14 protein-coding genes are annotated in these 20501 nt (G+C 51.5%); 10 read left to right on the top strand and 4 right to left on the bottom strand.

All coding sequences use genetic code 11. The features are described 5' to 3' along the window. Positions 1–401: 401 nt before the first annotated feature. From K3T82_RS12300 to K3T82_RS12285, 4 genes are all read left to right on the top strand, one after another. Positions 402–1935, top strand: a protein-coding gene (locus K3T82_RS12300; RefSeq protein ID WP_220193744.1) for an ISKra4 family transposase whose coding sequence is annotated in 2 segments (ribosomal slippage) — positions 402–746 and positions 748–1935 — 1533 coding nt in all. Because the reading frame shifts where the segments join, the coding sequence is not laid out codon by codon here. A 620-nt stretch (positions 1936–2555) separates the two neighbouring features. Then, positions 2556–3869: an aspartate--tRNA(Asn) ligase gene (gene aspS, locus K3T82_RS12295; protein ID WP_220193743.1), complete on the top strand. Its 1314-nt coding sequence runs from the start codon at positions 2556–2558 to the stop codon at positions 3867–3869. A 484-nt stretch (positions 3870–4353) separates the two neighbouring features. Continuing rightward, positions 4354–4893, top strand: coding sequence for an NUDIX domain-containing protein (locus K3T82_RS12290; RefSeq protein WP_220193742.1), 540 nt, complete (start codon positions 4354–4356; stop codon positions 4891–4893). Between the two features lie 26 nt (positions 4894–4919). Continuing rightward, positions 4920–5471, top strand: a complete 552-nt coding sequence (locus tag K3T82_RS12285) for a GNAT family N-acetyltransferase (RefSeq protein WP_220193741.1) — start codon at positions 4920–4922, stop codon at positions 5469–5471. A 131-nt stretch (positions 5472–5602) separates the two neighbouring features. On the opposite strand, the gene K3T82_RS12280 is transcribed toward K3T82_RS12285, so the two are convergent. Both K3T82_RS12280 and K3T82_RS12275 read right to left on the bottom strand, forming a co-directional pair. Further along, positions 5603–7015, bottom strand: coding sequence for a class II fumarate hydratase (locus tag K3T82_RS12280; RefSeq protein WP_220195105.1), 1413 nt, complete (start codon positions 7013–7015; stop codon positions 5603–5605). Between the two features lie 193 nt (positions 7016–7208). Continuing rightward, positions 7209–10430, bottom strand: coding sequence for a S53 family peptidase (locus tag K3T82_RS12275; RefSeq protein ID WP_220193740.1), 3222 nt, complete (start codon positions 10428–10430; stop codon positions 7209–7211). Positions 10431–11062: 632 nt separating this feature from the next. Between K3T82_RS12275 and K3T82_RS12270 the strand changes: the two genes are divergently transcribed. The 4 genes from K3T82_RS12270 to K3T82_RS12255 all read left to right on the top strand — a co-directional run bounded on the left by K3T82_RS12270 (position 11063) and on the right by K3T82_RS12255 (position 13528). Next, positions 11063–11578, top strand: coding sequence for an NUDIX domain-containing protein (locus tag K3T82_RS12270; RefSeq protein ID WP_220193739.1), 516 nt, complete (start codon positions 11063–11065; stop codon positions 11576–11578). A 137-nt stretch (positions 11579–11715) separates the two neighbouring features. Beyond that, positions 11716–11991, top strand: a complete 276-nt coding sequence (locus K3T82_RS12265) for a hypothetical protein (protein WP_220193738.1) — start codon at positions 11716–11718, stop codon at positions 11989–11991. 289 nt (positions 11992–12280) lie between these two features. After that, positions 12281–12691 carry an aspartate 1-decarboxylase gene (gene panD / locus K3T82_RS12260; protein ID WP_220193737.1) on the top strand — a complete coding sequence of 137 codons (411 nt, stop codon included), beginning with the start codon at positions 12281–12283 and terminating at the stop codon, positions 12689–12691. A 183-nt stretch (positions 12692–12874) separates the two neighbouring features. Next, positions 12875–13528 (top strand): RecX family transcriptional regulator, encoded by a 654-nt coding sequence (locus K3T82_RS12255; protein WP_220193736.1) that lies wholly within the window; start codon positions 12875–12877, stop codon positions 13526–13528. A gap of 91 nt (positions 13529–13619) precedes the next feature. On the opposite strand, the gene K3T82_RS12250 is transcribed toward K3T82_RS12255, so the two are convergent. After that, positions 13620–15926, bottom strand: coding sequence for a serine/threonine-protein kinase (locus K3T82_RS12250; RefSeq protein ID WP_220193735.1), 2307 nt, complete (start codon positions 15924–15926; stop codon positions 13620–13622). Between the two features lie 576 nt (positions 15927–16502). Between K3T82_RS12250 and groES the strand changes: the two genes are divergently transcribed. Together groES and groL are read left to right on the top strand one after the other, a co-directional pair. Continuing rightward, the gene (groES, locus tag K3T82_RS12245; protein ID WP_007912946.1) at positions 16503–16805 is read left to right on the top strand and encodes a co-chaperone GroES; all 303 of its coding nucleotides are present in this window, start codon (positions 16503–16505) and stop codon (positions 16803–16805) included. Positions 16806–16952: 147 nt separating this feature from the next. Next, positions 16953–18599, top strand: coding sequence for a chaperonin GroEL (groL, locus tag K3T82_RS12240; RefSeq protein WP_420799262.1), 1647 nt, complete (start codon positions 16953–16955; stop codon positions 18597–18599). 363 nt (positions 18600–18962) lie between these two features. On the opposite strand, the gene K3T82_RS12235 is transcribed toward groL, so the two are convergent. Next, a complete protein-coding gene (locus K3T82_RS12235) occupies positions 18963–20501 on the bottom strand; it encodes a carboxypeptidase M32 (protein WP_220193734.1) in 1539 nt (512 codons plus the stop codon).

Here is a 20501-nt window from a genome sequence, read left to right as displayed (position 1 = left end):
GGCTCGCTCATTTATCATCTAACATGTCAATTTCTGGCAGGCACATAGGTCAATCCGCTAGAAATCAAACAGATGAATTCCCGTGTATTCTTTCGCGCTCAACCTCTCTCAAGTCCCTCATTTTTCGGCCTGCCATGCTTGTAGTGTAGCATCACAGAATGCCGAGCACAAACTTTTATGGGGTGTGCAAATCTAAGATTTTTCTAGTTCTCCTCTCCGAGGTACCCAGCACGCTATTGAGTACCACAGGCGCTGAGGGTTCTCTGCCTAACAAAATTGGAAAGCTCTAAAGCTTGTACAGGGTGTAGTTCATTTTTTTGCAAGCGCCATCATGGATGCAGGGAGGGCAAGAGATGATACAATAGAAAGCAAGAGCAGAAGCCAAACAAGGAGGTTGCCACATGGGACATTCCCCGCTCGCAGACGTCTGGCGTGCGCTGAGTGCAAGCGTCTTTGAAGAGATGGAAGGCTGGCGCCAAGAGCACCCCCAAGCCACCTTCAAGGAGATTGAAGAGGAACTCGATGCCCGACTCTCAGGATTGCGCGCCCACATGCTGGTTGACCTGGCCCAGCACAGTGAGAAGCGCGATTGGAGTGGACAAGAACAAGGGCAACGGCCCCGTTGCCCACACTGTGGCATGCCGTTGCAAGCGCGAGGCAAGCACGAACGGATCCTGAGCACGCAAGGAGGAAAAGACGTCAAGCTCTCACGCAGCTATGGAACGTGCCCGCAGTGTGGAAGCGGCTTTTTTCCCCCTCGATGAGGAGTTGGACCTGCCCTGCAGTGGGTTGACCCCGCATGCCCATCAGGGACTGGTGCTCTTGGGAGCCGTTGTCCCATTTGCCCAGGCGGCCAAGCACCTGCAAACGCTGCTGGGCGTGCGCGTGAGCACGAGCACGGTGCGACGGCTCACCGAGGAGGCAGGAACGTGCCTGCAGCAGTGGCAGGATCAGCAGGCGCATCCTCTGACCGGCTCCTCAAGCCAGGAACCAGTCCATTCCCGCTTGGCACTGGCGACTGATGGCGTCTTGGTGCCGATCCGGCCAAAGGAGTGGGCCGAAGTCAAAATGGTGACCATCGCCGAGGTGCGCGAGGGAAAAAAGAAGCAGGTCGCCCACGGTGAGCATCTCTCGTATTTTGCCCGCTTGAGCGATGCCAACACGTTTGCCGATCTGGCTTCCTACGAGATGCGCCGACGAGGAGTGGAGCGTGCCGGCGAGGTGGCAGCGCTGCAGGATGGGGCGGAGTGGATTCAGAGCTTCGTGCAAGGGCATCGAGCTGATGCCATACGCATTCTCGATTTTGCGCATGCCGCCCAGTATGTGAGTGAGTTGGGGGAACTGGCTCGCAGTCAGGGAGCCGTCCTCTCAGCGTCGTGGTTGCAAGAGCAGTTGCAGACCCTCAAGCAGCAGGGACCACGCACGGTTCTGGCCACCTTAGAGCAGCTCTGCCTCACGTTTGCAGCCCCAGACATGCACGAGAAGCTGAGGTACCTGCGCAAGCGAGAGGGCCAGATGGACTCTCCGACCTATCAACGGGCGGGCTGGCCCATTGGCTCGGGGATGGCAGAGAGTGGCAACAAGCTCGTGGTCCAGGCTCGTCTCAAAGGAGCAGGCATGCATTGGAAGCGGGAAAACGTCAATCCCATGCTGGCCTTGCGCACGACGTTGGGCAGCGACCGCTGGCTGCAAGGGTGGCATCTGATTCGGGGAGGCTGGCACCAGAGCCGCCAAACGCGTGCAAGCCAGCGGCGAGCAGCAGGAGTGGTCCGAGCTAAGACGCGCTTGTGGCTCACATGGCTGCGCCTGCCTCTGCCTCTGCTCCTCGCTTGCTTTCCCTCTCCCCCAGCACCTCCGCGTCCTGTTTCCCCCAAAGGGCGCACCCAAGCCCAAAGACGTTGGGGACGCAATGTCGTGCGACCATGGGGATCGTAGGGGGTTGCAAAAAAATGAACTACACCCGCTTGTACATAAAAGCTTGACATAACGTTTATTGCTATGTTAAGCTTTTATGTACAAGCTTTTATTATAAAGGCGATGAAAGGGATAGATTAAATAGCTTCCCAACGCCCAGAGAGCGATACCACGGCTGGGAGTATCGCGGTTGGCCCTGTTTAATGACCCCCTTGAGCCAAGCAGTGAAACGCCGGAATCTAGTAGGCATAATAGCTGTATCTTCGGGATTGCGCCCGTTAACGCGCTACGATTTTCGCTTACCCTCCAGAAAAATAGTAAGCAGGTAAGTTGAATCGACTAAGGCCCCGCATTAACAGGGGCAAATGGTGGTGGTACCACGACAAGGCAAATGCATATTCTGCCCTCGTCCTCCAAAGGATGAGGGCTTTTTGTTTGTCCGCGACCATCAATCCAGCATTATAACAACGCAGAAAGGAGATCAGGTGGAGAGCGACGACGGCGAAGATGACAATAACGCCAACGCTAAAAACCTTCCGGGAAGTACCTGACAACTGGACGTCTGCATGACTTCAGATATGACTTCCTGGGCAATTACAGACAATAACAAAACAGCATCACGGTTAGAAGGAGCATATCATATGCAGCAGACAAGGACACTCACGACTCAGGTTAGAGGACATATTGGTGAACGTATTCGAATTCAGGGCTGGCTTCAATCCTGGCGCCAGCTTGGCGGTATCCACTTCCTGGTCATCCGCGATGGTTGGGGACAGATTCAAGCGGTTGCTGAGAGCGAGGAAGAGATAGCCCCTCTCATTAACGTCGAAGCCAGCGTAGAGAGCCTGGTCGCAATTGAAGGGCAAGTAGAGAGTGTAGCCCAGGCCCCAGGCGGCGTAGAACTGCATAACCTGACTATCGAGGTCATCGCACCGATACGCGAAGTACCACCTGTAGCCCTTAACAAGCGCAAGATCAACGCTCAGATTAGCACCTTGCTCGATCATGCCGTGGTTGCGAACCGGCATCCCTCGCGCCGGGCAATCTTCCGCCTGGCTTCGGCGATGATGCAAGCATTCCGCTCAACCCTGACAGACCGAGGCTTTACTGAGATTCAGACGCCCAAACTCGTCGCATCCGCGACTGAAAGCGGAGCCAACGTCTTTAAGGTGGAATACTTCGGACGCACAGCCTATCTGGCGCAGAGCCCACAGTTCTACAAGCAGAATATGGTTGGTGTTTTCGAGCGCGTCTTTGAGGTTGGCCCAGTCTTTCGCGCGGAGGAACATGACACCACTCGCCACCTCAACGAGTATGTTAGCCTGGATGCTGAATTTGGTTTTATCGAGAACCACTTTACTGTCATGGCCCTGCTACGCGATATCCTGGCTAGCATCCTCGGAGCATTTCAGGAACAGTGTGCTTCTGAACTAGACCTCCTGAAGGCAAGCCTGCCGGAGGTTCCAGAGGAGATCCCATATATCCACTTTCAGGATGCACAAGAGCTTATCCTGAAGCTTCATAAAGTGGACGTGCGCGGTGAGCCGGACCTTTCACCACAGGATGAACGCTGGCTTGGCGAATGGGCACAGAAGGAGTATGGAAGCGCGTTTCTTTTTGTTACAGGCTATCCGATGAAGAAGCGGCCCTTCTATACTCATCCGGACCCGGAGCGACCTGAGTTTTCGAACTCATTCGACCTGCTCTTCCGAGGTACGGAGCTAGTCACAGGAGGACAACGCTTACATCGCTATGAGGACTATATAGCGGCCTTAGAGCAGGCCCAGATGTCGCCTGAGCCCTTCGAGCATTACCTTGAAGCATTCCGCTATGGTATGCCTCCACATGGAGGTTTCGCTATCGGCTCAGAGCGCCTGCTCATGCAATTGCTAGGCGCGCCCAACGTACGCCTGACAACGACCTTTCCTCGCGATATCCATCGCCTCGTACCATAGCATTTCTCCCCAGGGCCCCGGTACATTGCATGCGGTGTACTGGGGCTTCTAGCCTGTAGAGCCGCATGCATTACCGTTATCCGAAACTTACCCAAATATGGACAAGCCATATTTCGCGTTCGGTTCCTGCTTCAACGAACAACGTGCCTGGATCTACCAGGTCTTACAGGATCTCCACAGGCGTGCATTCCGGTGTAACTCACCGTACGAGGAGTAATTATAGCAGAAATGAAGGAAGAACGCAAGAGCAACAAATGCCAACGGAAAGAGATATTTGTCTACTCTTCAAGAAACTTGTTTTAACCCTCTAATTGAGTTTATTGACGTCTTCAATATAGAGTCAAACACCACCCATTCCAAATAAAACAAGAGAGCTTATCCACTCTATATGGTAAACAAATCAAAAGAGATAAACGGACTCAATGCTATAATAGAATACTAGAGACCGTATAGCCACTAGCAAAAGCGTGAGGAGCAGCATCTAATGGCAGAATCAGGAGATAGACCCGTCTCTGGTAATGAGAGCAGGCCCAAGCGACCACTAAGCCTGGGGGCAGGCGCGGTAGTGGTCTATGACAACAAAGTCTTGCTAGTACGTAACCTCCACGGCGTCACTCGAGGCAAATATCTACTTCCCTCGGGACGCGTTAAAGCTGGCGAGTTACCGGATGTCACGGCTGTGCGAGAGACGTTCGAGGAGACACACTTACGGATTGAGATTGAGGGTTTGTTGGGAGTACGCTTATGGGTCATGGATGATGGAGAACATAACTACTTCTTTATGTTTAAAGCACACCCCATTTCGCCTATCAGCGAACTCTATCCTGACCCACAAGAGGTAGATGACGCTCGCTTCTTCTCGCGCGCTGACATGGAGGCACTGAATCCAGAGGAAACCTGGTCAGGGGCACTCGCCATTGCATATAAAGGATTGGACCAGGAGGCTCTCGTCTGGCCGAATCATGCTCATCTCTCCAACTCGTCAGGAGTAGAGGGCGATGACCACTGGCGCATCTGGCTTTAGTGAGATGTAGAGGAAGGGATAATTGCATGCGAGTGCGACTGTTTAAGCTACCACCCGAGGATATTGAGGCTCAGGAGGCACAAATCCATGATGTATACCGTCAAGCCTTTGCGGCTCCTCCCTACAATAACACAGAAGAGGGGGTACATGGCTTCGCGCGAACCTTGACCCATCACATTCGGCGAGATGGGTTGCGCTTCTACACAGCGCGCGACGTGGAAGCAGATCAACTCGTTGGCTTCATCTATGGCTATACCAGCCGCCCCGGTCAGTGGTGGCATGATACCATTGCAAGCTCAATGACGCCTACTATGGCTCAGGAGTGGCTCACCTATGCACTAGAACTGGTAGAACTGGCAGTAGTACCAGATGCACAGGGCTATGGACTTGGAGGACAACTACATGACGCGCTGTTGCGCGATGTGCCTCACCGTACCGCGCTTCTCTCGACCTATGATGGTGAGACACGAGGAATGCAGCTTTATCGCAAGCGTGGCTGGCTTCCGCTCCTCCCACAATATTATTTTCCCGGCGGCGAAAAGCCCATGGTTATCATGGGACGGCAACTCCATCCATAGATTTCCTCACTAGCGCCGTCAAGCTTGCCCCACAATCGAGAAGGAGGTATGATCGCATTTAAGCAATAGCTTAACGCGACCATACCTCCTCTTCAGATTGCATCAATGAAAGGCCACATCAACAGCTCTCATTAGCCTCCGGCTGGTCCGCCATCGAGACCGGGCTTTGTCATGCTAGCTGGATCGAGAATACGATTCAGATCCTCTTCAGAGAGGTTGGTCTGTTCGCGCGCGATCTCCCGCACAGTCTTACCAGTCTTATGCGCCTCCTTGGAGATAGCAGCGGCGGCATCATACCCAATCACTGGGGCTAGCGAGGTACAAATCGCCAAACCTCGCTCTACCATTTCGGGCCCCTTCGTCGTAGCTTTGAGACCCTTAATGCACTGGCGTGTAAAGTTGCGCGCGGAAGCAGCCAGCAAGTTAATCGACTGCAAAAGATTATAGGCCGTTACCGGCATCATCACGTTAATCTCGAAGTTACCTGTCTGCCCCGCGATGGTGATCGTCGTATGATTTCCCATTACCTGCGCGCAGACCATACAAACAGACTCCGCGATCACGGGGTTGACTTTACCCGGCATGATTGAGCTACCAGGCTGGACGGCTGGAAGTTCGATCTCTCCAATGCCTGCACGCGGACCAGAGCCAAGCCAGCGAATATCATTCGCGATCTTCATCAGGCTTACCGCCAGGGTATTCAGCGCACCACTTGCCTCGACAATACCATCTAGTGTGCTCTGGGCCTGGAAATGGTTACTGGTCTCATGAACGTCAACGCCATTCATGCTGGAAAGAACTCGCGATACACGCGCGGCAAACTCGGGGTGTGTATTGACGCCAGTTCCAACCGCTGTACCACCCAGAGCCAGTTCCGAGAGTTCGCTCTGGGCATGGCGCACACGCGTGATTCCTCGCTCAATCTGTCCAGCATAGCCCAAAAACTCCTGACCCAGTCGAATCGGAGTCGCATCCTGTAGGTGCGTACGCCCGGTCTTGACGACAGGCATAAACTCGTCGGCCTTCTCTTGTAAAGCTTGCTGAAGCTCCTGAAGCGCGGGTATAAGATCATGCTCCAGACTTACAAACGCTGAGAGGTGGATCGCTGAGGGAATGACATCATTTGAGGACTGACCAAAGTTTACATGATCATTTGGATGTACTTTGCGTGATCCACGCGAACCACCAAGCAATTCACTGGCACGATTTGCGATCACTTCGTTGGCATTCATATTGGTTGAGGTGCCTGAGCCAGTTTGAAAAATATCCAGCACAAAGTGTTCATCAAGCTTGCCCGCAATCACTTCCTGAGCCGCTTGCGTAATCGCTTCGGCAATGGTGGCATCGACCGTTCCCAGGTCGGCATTTACCTGCGCGGCAGCCTGTTTAATTTGCCCCAAGGCCTGAATAAAAGCACGGGGGAACCGCAAATCACTAATGGGAAAGTTTAACACGGCACGCTGAGTACTAGCTCCATAATAGGCATGTATGGGAACCTGCATCTCGCCCATCGAATCGCGTTCGAGACGGGTTTCTTGAGTCATAGTCATGTACATCTCCTCATCGAGCGTAAAAGTGGTAATTACGCTGCCATTATACCACGCCCTCTTCCTGAGACAGGGTGGCCTATCCCGCCGCCGGCATAGACTTCGAAATAAGGGCAAGAAAAAGCATCAGCCCCGGGATGTGATCCCGGGGCTGATGCCGTCGCATAAGGTTTGATAAGGTGGCTATTCCTTAGTCACCAGTATAACCGATGACATCCGAGCCACCAGTACGGTCGTGGTAACCAAAGTACATCAAGCGCTCAACCACAATGGTACCGCTCATCGCCTGAACAGTCGACGAGTTATTGCCATCTCCGAAAGGAGCTATCGCGTTGCTCACATTGACGAGAATGATCTTGTGCGCCTTCACCACAAACTGCTGCTGGAAGACAGAGCCGCTACCAAAGTAGGTAATAACGACAGTCTCGTCATTGTCAGTTGGGTTCAGGATGCTGACGTATTGTGTGAAGGTCGAAGAGATAAACCCTTCAGAGAAGGAGTAGACCGACTTCGGCGTGGGCGTTCCAATCACATCTGTTTGACCAGATTGTAAGGCCGAACCGTAGTGGAATAACTCTTCACGATCCACAACTACTGGCTGATCCGAGCTCACCTCCGCACCAAAGTCAGAAGGCAGGCCGGCATTGCTCTTATTCACATCCACTGTGTACTGTGTATGTGGAGCAACAGTGGCCGTGATAGTCTTCGGACTCGTAGTAGAGTCACTCTTATAGACCAAATTCAGCGAGACGTTAGCAGGAACATCACCGTAGTTCGCGATCACGAAGTACTGCTGGAAGTTCTTGCCAGTATTGCCCTGAGCAAAGTACGCGGTTGTCGCCGGAGCGGTCGCACCAACCTCACTGGACGAGCCAGTCGTCCAGCCACCAGATGTAGCAACATTCGTCCTGATATACAGAGGACGCTCAACCACGACAGGCAGGTCAGATGTAACGCTTACCGCTGTCTTAGTCTTGAAGCCCACGGCAGTAGGAGTACCTGTACCGCGCTTGAGCGCACCAACAGGAATAATCTGTGTACGGCAGGCAGTCTGACCAGCATTACCACAATGACCATCCTCATAGGTGATAGTCACGTTCGCGGTCTGCGTTTTGCTCGGGTTCAGAATACTAATGTAGGTCCAGGCTTGCGTGGTCTTGTTTTGCGTCGTATCAGCCAGCGGGAAGTAGTAGCTGGTACCTGGCTGCGAAGCACCCATGGCATCCGTACCACCCTTGATGAGACCACGATAGTTAAAGTACATAGGGCGTTCCGCTACAATACCGGGGCCGCTCGTCACCTCAACAATGGCCGAGAGTGCATACTGCACAGTCTTCAGGTCTGACAGGCCAACCTCTGCATTCACGTTTACGGTGTAGCGCGTGCTGGCTTTCACAGTATAAGTCTTAGAGAGAGCCGTCTTAGTCGCGAACAGGTAGGTCACCTTTACCTGGGCATCGGTTGTCGCATCGGGATTCTGGAGGGAGATGAACTCCTGGAAGCCATCGCTACCACCAACGCTGCCCTCAGCGAAATACCAGATTTTGCTCGCTGGAGCCTGGCGCGCGCCCTTTGTGGCATTCGCCATCGTGACCAGATCATTCGCCAGGTTGGTCGCATTAAAGCTGCCCAGACCCGTCGCCATGTCATAACCAGTGGTAGCTGGATACTTACCTCCCTGTAGCCCTTGATAATCGTTATTACCAATAGTAACATCATGGAAGTCGCTCGTATACTTTGAGTCAGTGATCTGGTATAGATATGGGTTGATAAAACCTAGATTATACCCACCACTCTTCACCGACTGCTCATTTGCGAGGGCCACGAAAGCAGCCCACATAGGAGCCGCTGCGGAGGTCCCAGCACCTAACCACCAGTTATTTTCGGCTGAGCAGCCAAGAGACGATATTGTACAATATACGAGATAATATTTATCTCCACCTGCATGCAAAGACACATCAGGAACTTGGCGCATTAGGCTTGAATCTGTGCCTGTGCCAGTCTGCCATGCAGGATGAGCCCAATAGGTGCTTACGCCACCACCACTGGTACTGTCTGAATAGGCTGTCTCGTTCCAAACACTCTCGATTGTATATTTGTTGTTCGCATCTACTGTTAAAGATGTACCTCCAACACCTGTGACATAGGGCTGGCTGGCTGGATCGCTAACACTAAGGGCATTTTGATTGGTACTACTACGTTGGCAGCCCGAACTCCCATCGTCACCAGAGGATGCAACGATTGTTTGTCCCTGAGCAGCGGCAATCATAAACAGGTTATTTGAAGCTTCAAGCGTGTTTTGTGATCGATTTGCTTCGCATAAGCCCCAACTTACACTCACTACCGGAGTGTTATCACTAATGATTCGCGCCCACTCGCTAAGGTAACCAGGGACATCATTACTGGCTTCATAGATGCGTAACTGATTCAGTTTGGGAGCCATACTTAATACAATATCTGCATCTAGAGCAACTTCAAACATCCCCCCATCAGAACGGATGTTGCCAGTGACTGGTATAGTCTGGATGCTGGTTTGGCTCTTACCGTAACAATTCGTGAAAGCCTTAATATCGTTTAGATTAAAGGTAGCAAGCTCAAAAAGTGCAATTGACTGCCCCTCACCTCTAAAGCCCTTGTTATAAAGGCCGTCATAATTGTAAGCAGTCGCTAATTGAGAAGGAGTGTAGTAATTAGCATCACTTGAAGCAGCGTAGCATGTTACAGCATTAGGTTCAGCAGCATTAGAGCTAGTATTAGCTTTAACCTCTGTTTTCTTCACGGGTGAATGAGTAAATTTAGCATAGTTATCCAGGCCGACAATACCTTGCACTAAGCCCGCCATGGTTGGGGGCAAGGTAGGATCGTTGGCATTGGAGTAGAATTGTGTCCCACTAGGGTCCACATAGTTGTTGATCTGAACATGGAAGGCCGTTTCGGCCTGGGCGGCGGTGCCACTGAAGGAGATCAGCAGGCGATTTGAGTAGGTCTGCGTGACCGTGAAGCCCTGCGATTGCAAGTAGGCAATCACGGCATCGTAGGACTCCTGGGTTGGTGTAAAGGAGTTCTTTACCTGATCGGCGGTCAGGTGACGACCATAGTTGACTGATTTCTTATCCTTGGTGTCACGTAGCAGGCTTTCCAAAGCCTCTTTGTTGCGCAACTTGAGGCTGACCGCCATCGAGAGTGTCTGGTTGGTCGTAAGTGTGCTGACATTCTTGCTGTTCTTCACGACAGAAGGAACGGAGCCAGGAATGGACGAGAGTTGGTTCGCTGAAGCCGAACCAATCATATTGGGTAGAATCGTAGCTCCCAGTCCGGCGAGGAGCGCAAGCGCGACAGCTGAGCCAATAAGCCAGTATCGCATTGAGCCAGGCTTGCGCTGAGTGCCACTCAAAAGAGCTTTGAACGGCATAATATAACCCCCTAGAATAAACACAACAATTTTTTGAGACAGCGCACCCCAAATCGATATTTATCAATACACTGCTGATAGCAAAGGAGATAGAACAAAAATCACAGAGAATGGGGTACGCCGTAGCGTAAGTAGAGAGGAAGTAGTGCTCAACTACTTACCAGAGGAACACATTACAAAAAAGCATTCTTAGAGCATTTTACATACATGGCTTCTTTGCCTGAACAAGATAGAATGCATAGTGGTCGCCGAGAGTACCAACCTTATGCGCACCAGTAAAATTCTCTCGCATAGAAGAGATTAACATAAATGTTTTCTCGAAAGCAATCCTCCAGGCAGTAAAAGAAAAAGGTACTATACTACAGCCATAGCTCTTCAAAAGCACAAGACACACAGATATACAGCAAGTACTTTCTCGCATCTTTGACTCGTATTACCAGATCCATTTTTAATCGCCATGAGCCGCGATCATGATACAATGATCAGCAGCACCTGGAATGAGATGACCTGCGAGAACCATACCTGGCGGGTGAGAACAGGTATAAAGGCATAGAAGTTACTTGCCCATCCTGTCAAGTCCATACAGCATAGCTTTTGAGGAGAGCCAGGTGCCATGAAAAGTGAGCGGAACGATGCCCAATCTTAGTGAAATAAAATATTGCCCGGTCTGCGCTACGCTACTAATTGAGAAGGAACTCTTCAATGCCCGTCGCCTCGCCTGCGAAAACTGCGGTTTTATCTTCTTTCTGAATCCCAAGGTGGTTGTCGTAGTCGTTATCCAGCGTAATGGACGTTTCCTGCTGGGAAAGCGCAATATCGATCCTGGCAAAGGCAAATGGGGCTTTACCGGAGGCTATGTCGACCAGAACGAGAGCGTAGAGGAGGCCGCTCTACGCGAGGTCAAAGAGGAAACCAATCTTGACATACAGTTAGAGGGTCTCATTGGCGTCTACAGTCAGCATGGTAGTCCCCATATCATCATCGCCTATCAGGGAAGGATTCTCGACAACAATATTCAGAACCTCACGCCCCAGGTTGAGGAGGTCAGCGAATTAGGCTTCTTCGCCCCCGACACACTCCCAGATCTGGCGTTTCCCTCCAATCGAAGCATCTTACGCGATCTGCTCAGGCGTAATCCGCGCTCATAGGTTGCTCTCAGCCTCCATCAATTAAAACCCATCATGCCCTTCAGAAACAACCTATAATAGAGAATGGAGGATAAAAGTCCTCTTTCTCACATTGTTGCGGTGAATCAGATCATAGACAGAACAGGTGGATTCTTGATATGCTTTCATCAGAGCTTGTAACCCGTTTGCATCAACATGGTATTATTGATTCGGGCGAGGTAGCCCTTCGCGAGGAGCTAGAAAAACATGCGGAAACTTACACATTGATTCGTCTGGCTGCCTGGCCTGCTCGACGCTGGAAGTGCCATTATCGTTTGATGATGGGTGACAATATACATGATGCTCAAAGCGCTCCTGAGGCTTACGCACTCGCTCTTCTCTCCTTGCTGGAGGGCCCTTCAGCTCAGGCAGAGCCGCAACCCAGCCATTCATAAATACGACTCCGATGACAACCAATTAGTAATGTATCCCATGCCTAAATGTAGGACAAATTGCGAAAGTGTGGCTATAATAAGAGTGCGGATCGTTCATTTTATGAGCAGTTATAATAAGGGTAGATTCAAGACTACCCAGCAATAACATATCGTTACTTCTAGTTACGTCTAGTTGATACATGATTAAGAAAACCTGGGCGCGTCGGCATTAGCCGCACTCGCGGCGTTGGTTTTCGTTTAGACCTTAAGAACACCGTTTTGTAGAACCGTGAAAGGACTAACAACCACTATGCTACGTACCATGTGTAAAGGGAAAATCCATCGCGCCACCGTTACTCAGGCCAATCTGAACTACGTCGGTAGCATTACAGTTGACCAGGATCTGTTGGATGCGGCGGGCATCTACCCTTACGAGAAGGTACAGATTGTAAACATTAACAATGGGGCTCGCCTGGAAACCTATACTATCGCTGGCGCACGTGGATCCGGGGTCATTTGCTTGAATGGTGCCGCTGCTCGCATGACCTCCGAAGGTGATCTGATTATTATCATTAGCTATGCAGACTTTACTGAAGAAGAAATCCGTACTATGACTCCGCATATCGTCTTCGTTGATGAAAATAACCGCCTGACCGAGAAGAAAGACGTTCCACTGTACGAAATGCTGCCTGAGCCAGAGACCGAAGTTGTGTTCTCCTAAGGATCATAGCTTCAAGTAGTCTTTTCATTCAACTGAGAGGTTGGATGAATTACTACTTACATCAAGCCTACCAAACGTTTGTAAGGTTCTCACCTCTCCAATACAATTTCCTCATCACATTAGCAGGTTCAATGCATCTCCCAACAAGCACACAATACGAGTGTTATGTACTATAATAGCCCTATGCGAATCACATCACTTCAAACGCAAGCTAACAATCCCGAACGCGTTAACCTTTTTGTCGACGACAGGTTTCTGCTCGGCATAAACGCGCTCCTCGCAATGCAGTTAGACTTGAGAGTAGGGCAGGAGATCAGCCAGGAACAGCTTGAGCAAATTCAGAACAGCGAAGCACTTCAGCAATCCGTTGATCGCGCTCTCAACTATCTCTCCTTTCGCCCGCGTAGTCGCCAGGAGGTTCGCAACTACCTGAGACGCAAAGGAACTCCACCAGAACATATCGAGGCGGTCTTCGAGCGCCTCGACCGCATGGAGCTGGTTAATGATCGCTCCTTCGCTTCCTTCTGGTTAGAAACGCGTGAGCACTTCAGTCCGAAGGGAGCACAAGCTCTCAAAAACGAGCTTCGTCAGAAGGGGTTACAGCGCGATATCATCGATGAGATGGTAGATGATACCAATGATGAAGAGCGGGCCGCGCGGGCCGCTGAAAAGAAGGCTCTTGCGCTGCTCCGCCAGCCTGATATAGACTATGCAACCTTCTACCGTCGCCTGGGCGGCTTCCTACAGCGTCGTGGCTTCAACTTTGAGGTTACAAAACGTACAGTCAAACGTATCTGGGAAGAACAGCGAGAGGAAACTATCGACGATGAGGAGTAAAAAAGGATGGGGTTGGAGATGTCTCCAATCCCATCCTTTTTTACTCCAGTGAAACGCTTGGCGCTGAGAATCCTACCTCAAATCACGCATTTCAATTGTTGTAGATCCAACCTGGGTCTCCAGGCATGAGACCGGGGCCCGCCATATTTTCGTCATTATCATCCGGGTCATCAATGTTGGAAGAGCTCTTCGGCGTTGGTACACTAGGCAACTGCACCGAGGGCATATCCGTCGGGTTGACGCTAACCATGGTGATCTGTTGCACGTTGCCGGGCAACGTATCACCATACGAGTTTTGGATTGCTACACTCTTTGGATCAATACCAGCCTGGGTTGAGATATACGCACGCGCATCTTTGACTTTCAACCCCTTAATATGCGTTTGTATATCCTGGATCGCACTGGAAGAGAGTTTATAGCGAGCCACGCTGGCAATTGGGATCAACAGCGTCACAGTTCCCCTATCATCAATACTCTTGAGTACAGGCTGCCCTACACGCGTCGTAGAGCTAACAAGTTCGAAGTTAGTTCCCGCATCCTGGAGAAGTTTCTGGCGCGCGATTCCCTGGGCATCACTATTGCTATAATAGCTCAGCTTACCCTCTTCTGTCAGCGTAATTGAAACGCTAGAACTCTTCTTACCAACCTCGGGTTCGTAGGAGCTATCCCTATCGCGGAAGATTGGTTTTCCAATTGCCGTGGCATTGCGAGAGCGAACCTCATTATTCAGTTCCTGCGTAAGCTGACCAATCAAATCTTGCTTGGTCTCGATACCTAACTTGACGACATCATCGCTGGACACTACCGTTGGGCAATTAATGAGGCAGAGGAAAGGGCGACCTGTGGCAGGTCCCGAGCGGGTCCCCGTCTTGGTCTTGCTTATCTCGCTTACAGGGATAGTACCTGCATTAGTATCACTATTCTGCTGACCAGGCACAGCTTTAATAGTGTAAACTTTGCTAATCGCACGCACCTGGGGACTAAAGGAGACACGTGCCGAGATCGCACTTTGGAACGCATACAGGGACATACCAATGATAACGACGATGATAGCCACAATAGCAATGGGGATAAGTGCTCCCAAAGAACGTCTTGGACGCGGAGGGCGCGGTGTATTGCGGCCCCCTGATTTCGTGGTAGATGGCGTAAGGCGCAATTGCGCAGGATCAACAAATGAAGTCGGCGCGTCATAATCTCCCCCCTGGAAACTTCCCGCATCTCTAGGTGGAAGAATAAACTCTTCGCGAGTCAGCACCACCTTTTCCTGTGGTGGTCGAGAGTTATGCTCTAGATGAGGATCACTCGCTTTATTTTCCGCACGCGGTACATTCCCTGCAACAAGTGGATTCAGAGGTTTTTGCGTGCCAGAAGTGGCAGGCTGGGCAGCAGGCGTCGACTCATTGTAAGCGTGCGGTTGACTCACGCCAGAGGTGCTTGCTGAGATGTTATCCCGCTGCACAGGCGTAAATGGAACACGCGGCGGTATACTCTCACTTCGAGCCTCAGTAGATGAGACCGCTGGAAATTTATCAGACAACCCAGAGGGGCGTTGCTCGGGTGAAGCACGCAACAAGCGATATGCCTGCTCAAAAGCCAATAGCAAGATGTCGGCGCTAGCAAACCTGCGCGTAGGGTCAGGCTCCATACAGCGCGTCACAACTTCAGCCAGTGGTGAGGGCAGCTTAACTTTGGTGCTGCTATCAGGTAGACGACCCGTAATCATCTGAGAGAGAATGACCCCTAGAGAATAGATGTCGTTGCTGGGTGCGGCGATGCCATCTATACGTTCAGGAGCCATATACGCCAGAGTGCCAACTTCGTGATCCGCCGTAGTGAGTGGTGGGCTAGCCAGCGCTCCCTGCAACGAGGCAATACCGAAGTCAATCAAGCGAACATACACCTGATCGCTATCTTCGGCACGATCCAACAAAATGTTGTTAGGCTTCAAATCGCGGTGAATCACACCGCGTTTATGGATATAGGCAATAGCCTGGGCTAGCGCCTTAAAAAGCTGATAGATCTCTCCATAAGAAAGCGGTCCTTGCTGAAGGCGTTGGGCAAGCGTCCCTCCTTTAATATAAGGAGTTACGAGGAAGAGGCGTCCTTGCTCCTCACCAAACTCGAAGAGGGGCAGAATATGTTCATGTTTGAGGTGAGCGCTGACTTCCGCTTCGCGCAGGAAGCGCTTACGCGCTACGCCATCATATGCCAGGTCGGAGCGGATAATCTTGACTGCAACCTCTCGACCAAAGGCGGTACGTTGGCGTGCCAGGTAGACCTCTCCCATTCCACCTACATCTATGCGACGTACAAGGTCATAGTTACCAAACTTCTGTGGTCCTTGTTGACCGCCCGTCGTGCCTTGCGGCTCTCTAATGTTTCCACGCTGTTCTTTCATAAATTACACAATTGAGGAATATATGAAAACGTACTCTTCTATAATTAACTACGAATGTCCGAAGAAGAAGTCGCATGCAATACAAATTGCGGTTGGCTTCATGCTACTATGTTCCCTCCCACCTCAAAATTTAACGCTATCTGAGCATTCTACCAATTTTTGCCTATTATGCCATTGTACTTGATTTTGCTTCTTTTTGCAGTATAGCACCGAACCCAAGAGATTGAAAGTCCAATAGGCCATCATTCAGGAAAGCGGACAATCTGGTCATGGTTCAGTAAGAAGTCCTGAACAGGTACAATTAAGTACGGCATATCTAGAACACGAGTATGATAAAGAGAGAAAGGGGTATAGCGCTCACACACTGGCACCTGATCCCGCACTGGCGCATTGTAGATCTTTTTGTCTCTTAGCGGCCCTCCCCAGGCAAAAACCAGGCGCGAAACCCTTGCACATTCGTTATTGATGGTGTATTATGTATTGCGGTTCGCACTCTCACAAGAAGAGTGCTAATTCAAGGGAAAACCCTCTCACCGCCACTTTATAAAGAAACCAGTAAACAGGGAGAAATGGAGTATGCCAACTGTGAGTGTAAAGCTTCGACCACTTGGTGATCGTGTGGTAGTCAAACCCCTGGCTCGTGAAGCCGTCACAAAGAGCGGTATTGTTCTACCGGATACCGCTAAAGAGAAGCCTCAAGAAGGCGAAGTGCTAGCAGTTGGTTCTGGCAAAGTGCTAGACAACGGCAAACGCACGACACTTGAAGTCCAGGTTGGGCAGACAGTCCTATTTGCCAAATATGCAGGCACCGAAATCAAGCTCGAAGGCGAGGAGTATCTGATCCTACGCGAGAGCGATATTATGGGTATTATCGAGTAACTCCTTATATGAAAACGAATGTCGCCGTCGCGACTGGCCCTAACATGCTCAAGTTTTCATATTAAGACTAGAAGCCTACATAAAAAGAGAGAAGGTAAAACGCCCTCTCTCATCAAATAGAACCACTTTAATGAGGAGAGATGCATCGTGGCAAAACGTGTACAGTTTGATGAAAAAGCACGCTATTCTCTGAAGCGGGGTATGGATGTGCTGGCCGACGCTGTAAAGGTCACCATTGGCCCCAAGGGTCGCAACGTTGTGCTGGACAAGAAGTTCGGCGCCCCCACCATCACAAATGATGGTGTAACCATTGCGCGTGAGATTGAGTTGCCTGACCAGTTTGAAAATATGGGCGCTCAGTTGCTCAAAGAGGCCGCGACCAAAACCAATGATGTCGCTGGTGACGGCACAACCACAGCGACCGTTCTGGCGCATGCCATCGTGACCGAGGGTCTGAAGAACCTCGCCGCTGGCGCGAACCCCATGATCCTGCGCCGTGGCCTGGAGAAGGCTTCCGAGGCTGTTATCAGCGAGATCAAGGCTATGAGCAAGCCTGTCGAGACTCGCGAGCAGATTGCCCAGGTTGCTTCTATCTCCGCCGCTGATACAGAGATCGGTAACCTGATCGCCGAAGTCATGGAGAAAGTCGGCAAAGACGGTGTTATCACCGTCGAAGAGGGCCGCGGCATCGAGATGGAGAAAGAGTATACCGAAGGTATGCAGTTCGACCGTGGTTACATCTCGGCGTACATGACAACAAATAACGAGCATACTCTGGCAGAACTCACCGACCCCTACATCCTCGTCACCGACAAGAAGATCAGCGCTATCGCTGACATCCTGCCCGTACTGGAGCGCGTTCTCCAGAGTGGTCGCAAAGAACTTGTCATCATCGGCGAGGACATCGACGGTGAGGCCCTGGCAACCCTGGTTGTCAACAAGATGCGCGGTGCATTCAACGTTCTGGGCATTAAGGCTCCTGGCTTCGGCGATCGCCGTGAGGCCATGCTTGATGACATCGCCATCCTGACCGGCGGTACCGTCATCACCGAGAAGAAGGGCCTCAAGCTTGAGAATGCCACACTTGAGGATCTGGGTAGTGCCCGCACCGTCACTTCGACCAAGGACATCACCACTATCGTTGATGGTGCTGGTTCAAATCAGGCTATCCAATCGCGCATCGCTCAGATTCGCGTGCAGATCGGCGAGACCACCAGCGATTATGACCGCGAGAAGCTCCAGGAGCGCCTAGCGAAACTGGCCGGTGGCGTTGGTGTCGTCAAGGTTGGCGCCGCAACTGAGGTGGAGATGAAAGAGAAGAAGCACCGTGTTGAGGATGCCCTCTCTGCCACCCGCGCCGCCATTGAAGAAGGCATCATCCCTGGCGGCGGTTCCGCGCTGATCAAGGCCATCAAGGTACTTGATACCGTTCAGGCTGCTTCTGGTGAAGAGGCGACAGGCGTCAGCATCCTTCGCCGCGCGCTCGAAGAGCCCCTGCGCCAAATCGCCAAGAACGCTGGTCTCGATGGCTCGGTTATCGTTGAAGGTGTTCGCGCTGCTGAAGGAAACAAAGGTTACGATGCCTTCGCGAATCGCTACGTCGATATGTTCGAGGCTGGCATCATCGACCCCGTAAAGGTCACTCGCTCGGCCTTGCAGAACGCGGTTAGCATCGCGGGAATGGTTCTCTCGACCGATACCCTGGTCTCCGAACTTCCCGAGGAGCAGCCAGCAGCGGCTGCCGGTGGTATGCCCGGTATGGGTGGTATGCCCGGCATGGGCGGCATGATGTAATCCCGCTCAGCGAGCCACATAAAATACCAGGGAGAGCACCCTCGAGCTACGAGGGTGCTCTCCCTTTCCTTTACAGACCAACAGACATGTCATATGCTACGCTATACATGCGTTCTGAAGAGTATTGGAAAGGTATAATATCTACGCCTATCAATTTTTATGCCGAGGTTAATCGCAATACCTATCGAGATCGTCATCATCTATTTTGTTATCGCAACAACTTTTTTTCAGCAACGCATCAACGCCCGTCCACATCGTCTCTAGTAAAAGGAGAATGCGCCCTCTATGATGAGCTCATCATAGAGGGCGCATTCTCAGCCTATTCTTTTAGAGCGCTACCAGGGATGTTGACCTGTCTGATCTTTACAGATCATAGATCTTAGAGAATTTCTCAGTCAGGTAGCGGACAAAGTAGCCTGGGTCAGCCTCTTCGCCAACGATGCGTTTCAGCAAGTTGGCTGGCTTAAAGGCCGCGCCATACACATACATATGCTCTTGCAGCCAGGTTAACGCAAAGCGTGTGTCTCCCTGTTCCAGGCGCGCATCAAAATCAGGGAACTTGCTACGGAGCGTGGAATAGATCTGTGCGCCATAGAGATTACCTAGAGTGTACGACGGGAAGTAGCCAAAACCGGAGGCCCAATGGACATCCTGTAACACACCGAGACTATCGGTTGGTGGTACCACACCAAGATACTCTTTGTACTTCGCGTTCCACAGCGATGGCAGCGACTCAACAGCAATATCCCCGTTAATCAAAGCACGCTCAATCTCGAAGCGAATGATGATATGCAAGTTATAGGTAACTTCATCGGCTTCGGTACGAATCAGGCTTGGTTCCACATTGTTAAGCGCATATGCGAAAGTCGTGGCATCAACACCCTGGAACTGCTCAGGGAAGGCGCTTTGTAATGCGGGGAACTGACCGCGCCAGAACGCCTCAGAGCGCCCAATGGCGTTCTCCCAAAGGCGCGACTGCGATTCATGCACTCCCATCGAGGCCCCATTCGCTAGTGGTGTGCGCAGTAGCGAAGGAGCGCAGCCCTGTTCATAGACAGCATGACCGCCTTCGTGCAGGGATGACATGATGGACCAGGGGAGATTCTTTTCATCATAGCGCGTTGTCAGGCGCACATCCAAAGGCGAACCAAAGCTAGTGGTGAAGGGGTGAGCCGAGACGGCGATCTGACCGCGATTGAAGTCATAGCCCATCCCTTCGAGCAAGCGTTTGTTGACTTCTTGCTGCTTCTCTATCGGGAAGCTCTGAGAGAGGATGCTCGTATCAACCTTCTTACCACTCTCCTGAATGCGCTTTAAGACAGAGGCGCTAACCTCACGTACAGGCGCGAATAGCACGTCAACGCGGCTGGCAGTAAGTTCGGGCTCATAGAGATCAAGCAGAGCATCGTAACGACACTCTTTATAGCCGAAGCGATCCGCGATTTCACGCTGAAACTCTACTGTACGCTGAAGCCAGGGTGAGAAGCTAGCGAAATCGTTGTGCTGACGCGCCTTCACCCAGGCATCGAAGCTTTTCACACGCACGCGCTCCATCTCTTCAACCATATCGCGTGGTAGCTTCGTAGCCTGGTCATAAGAACGGCGTGCCTGGTACACCAATCCACGATCGGCATCGGTATATTCTTGCTGCTTCACGACATCTTCTAGTGCAGCCAGCAGTTCGCCTCCACGAGGATCGGTCACACGCTCATGAATCAATCCTTGCAGGGTAGCCATCTGATGAGCACGCACCTCGCTCGCGCCCTCAGGCATACCTGTCTGCTGATCCCAGTCGGCCAGCGCGGCCATTGAGCCAAGGTCAGCTATCACACCTACCTGCTTGAGCAATTCGCTTATCTGCTCGTTGCTAGTAGTAAAGTGCATATTCCCATGTTCCGTCAT

This window comes from Ktedonospora formicarum, from assembly GCF_016587355.1.
In the GTDB taxonomy this organism is placed as follows: domain Bacteria; phylum Chloroflexota; class Ktedonobacteria; order Ktedonobacterales; family Ktedonobacteraceae; genus Ktedonobacter; species Ktedonobacter formicarum.
The sequence above is the reverse complement of the archived record's forward strand: the minus strand, read 5'-3'. Positions and strand labels throughout refer to the sequence as shown.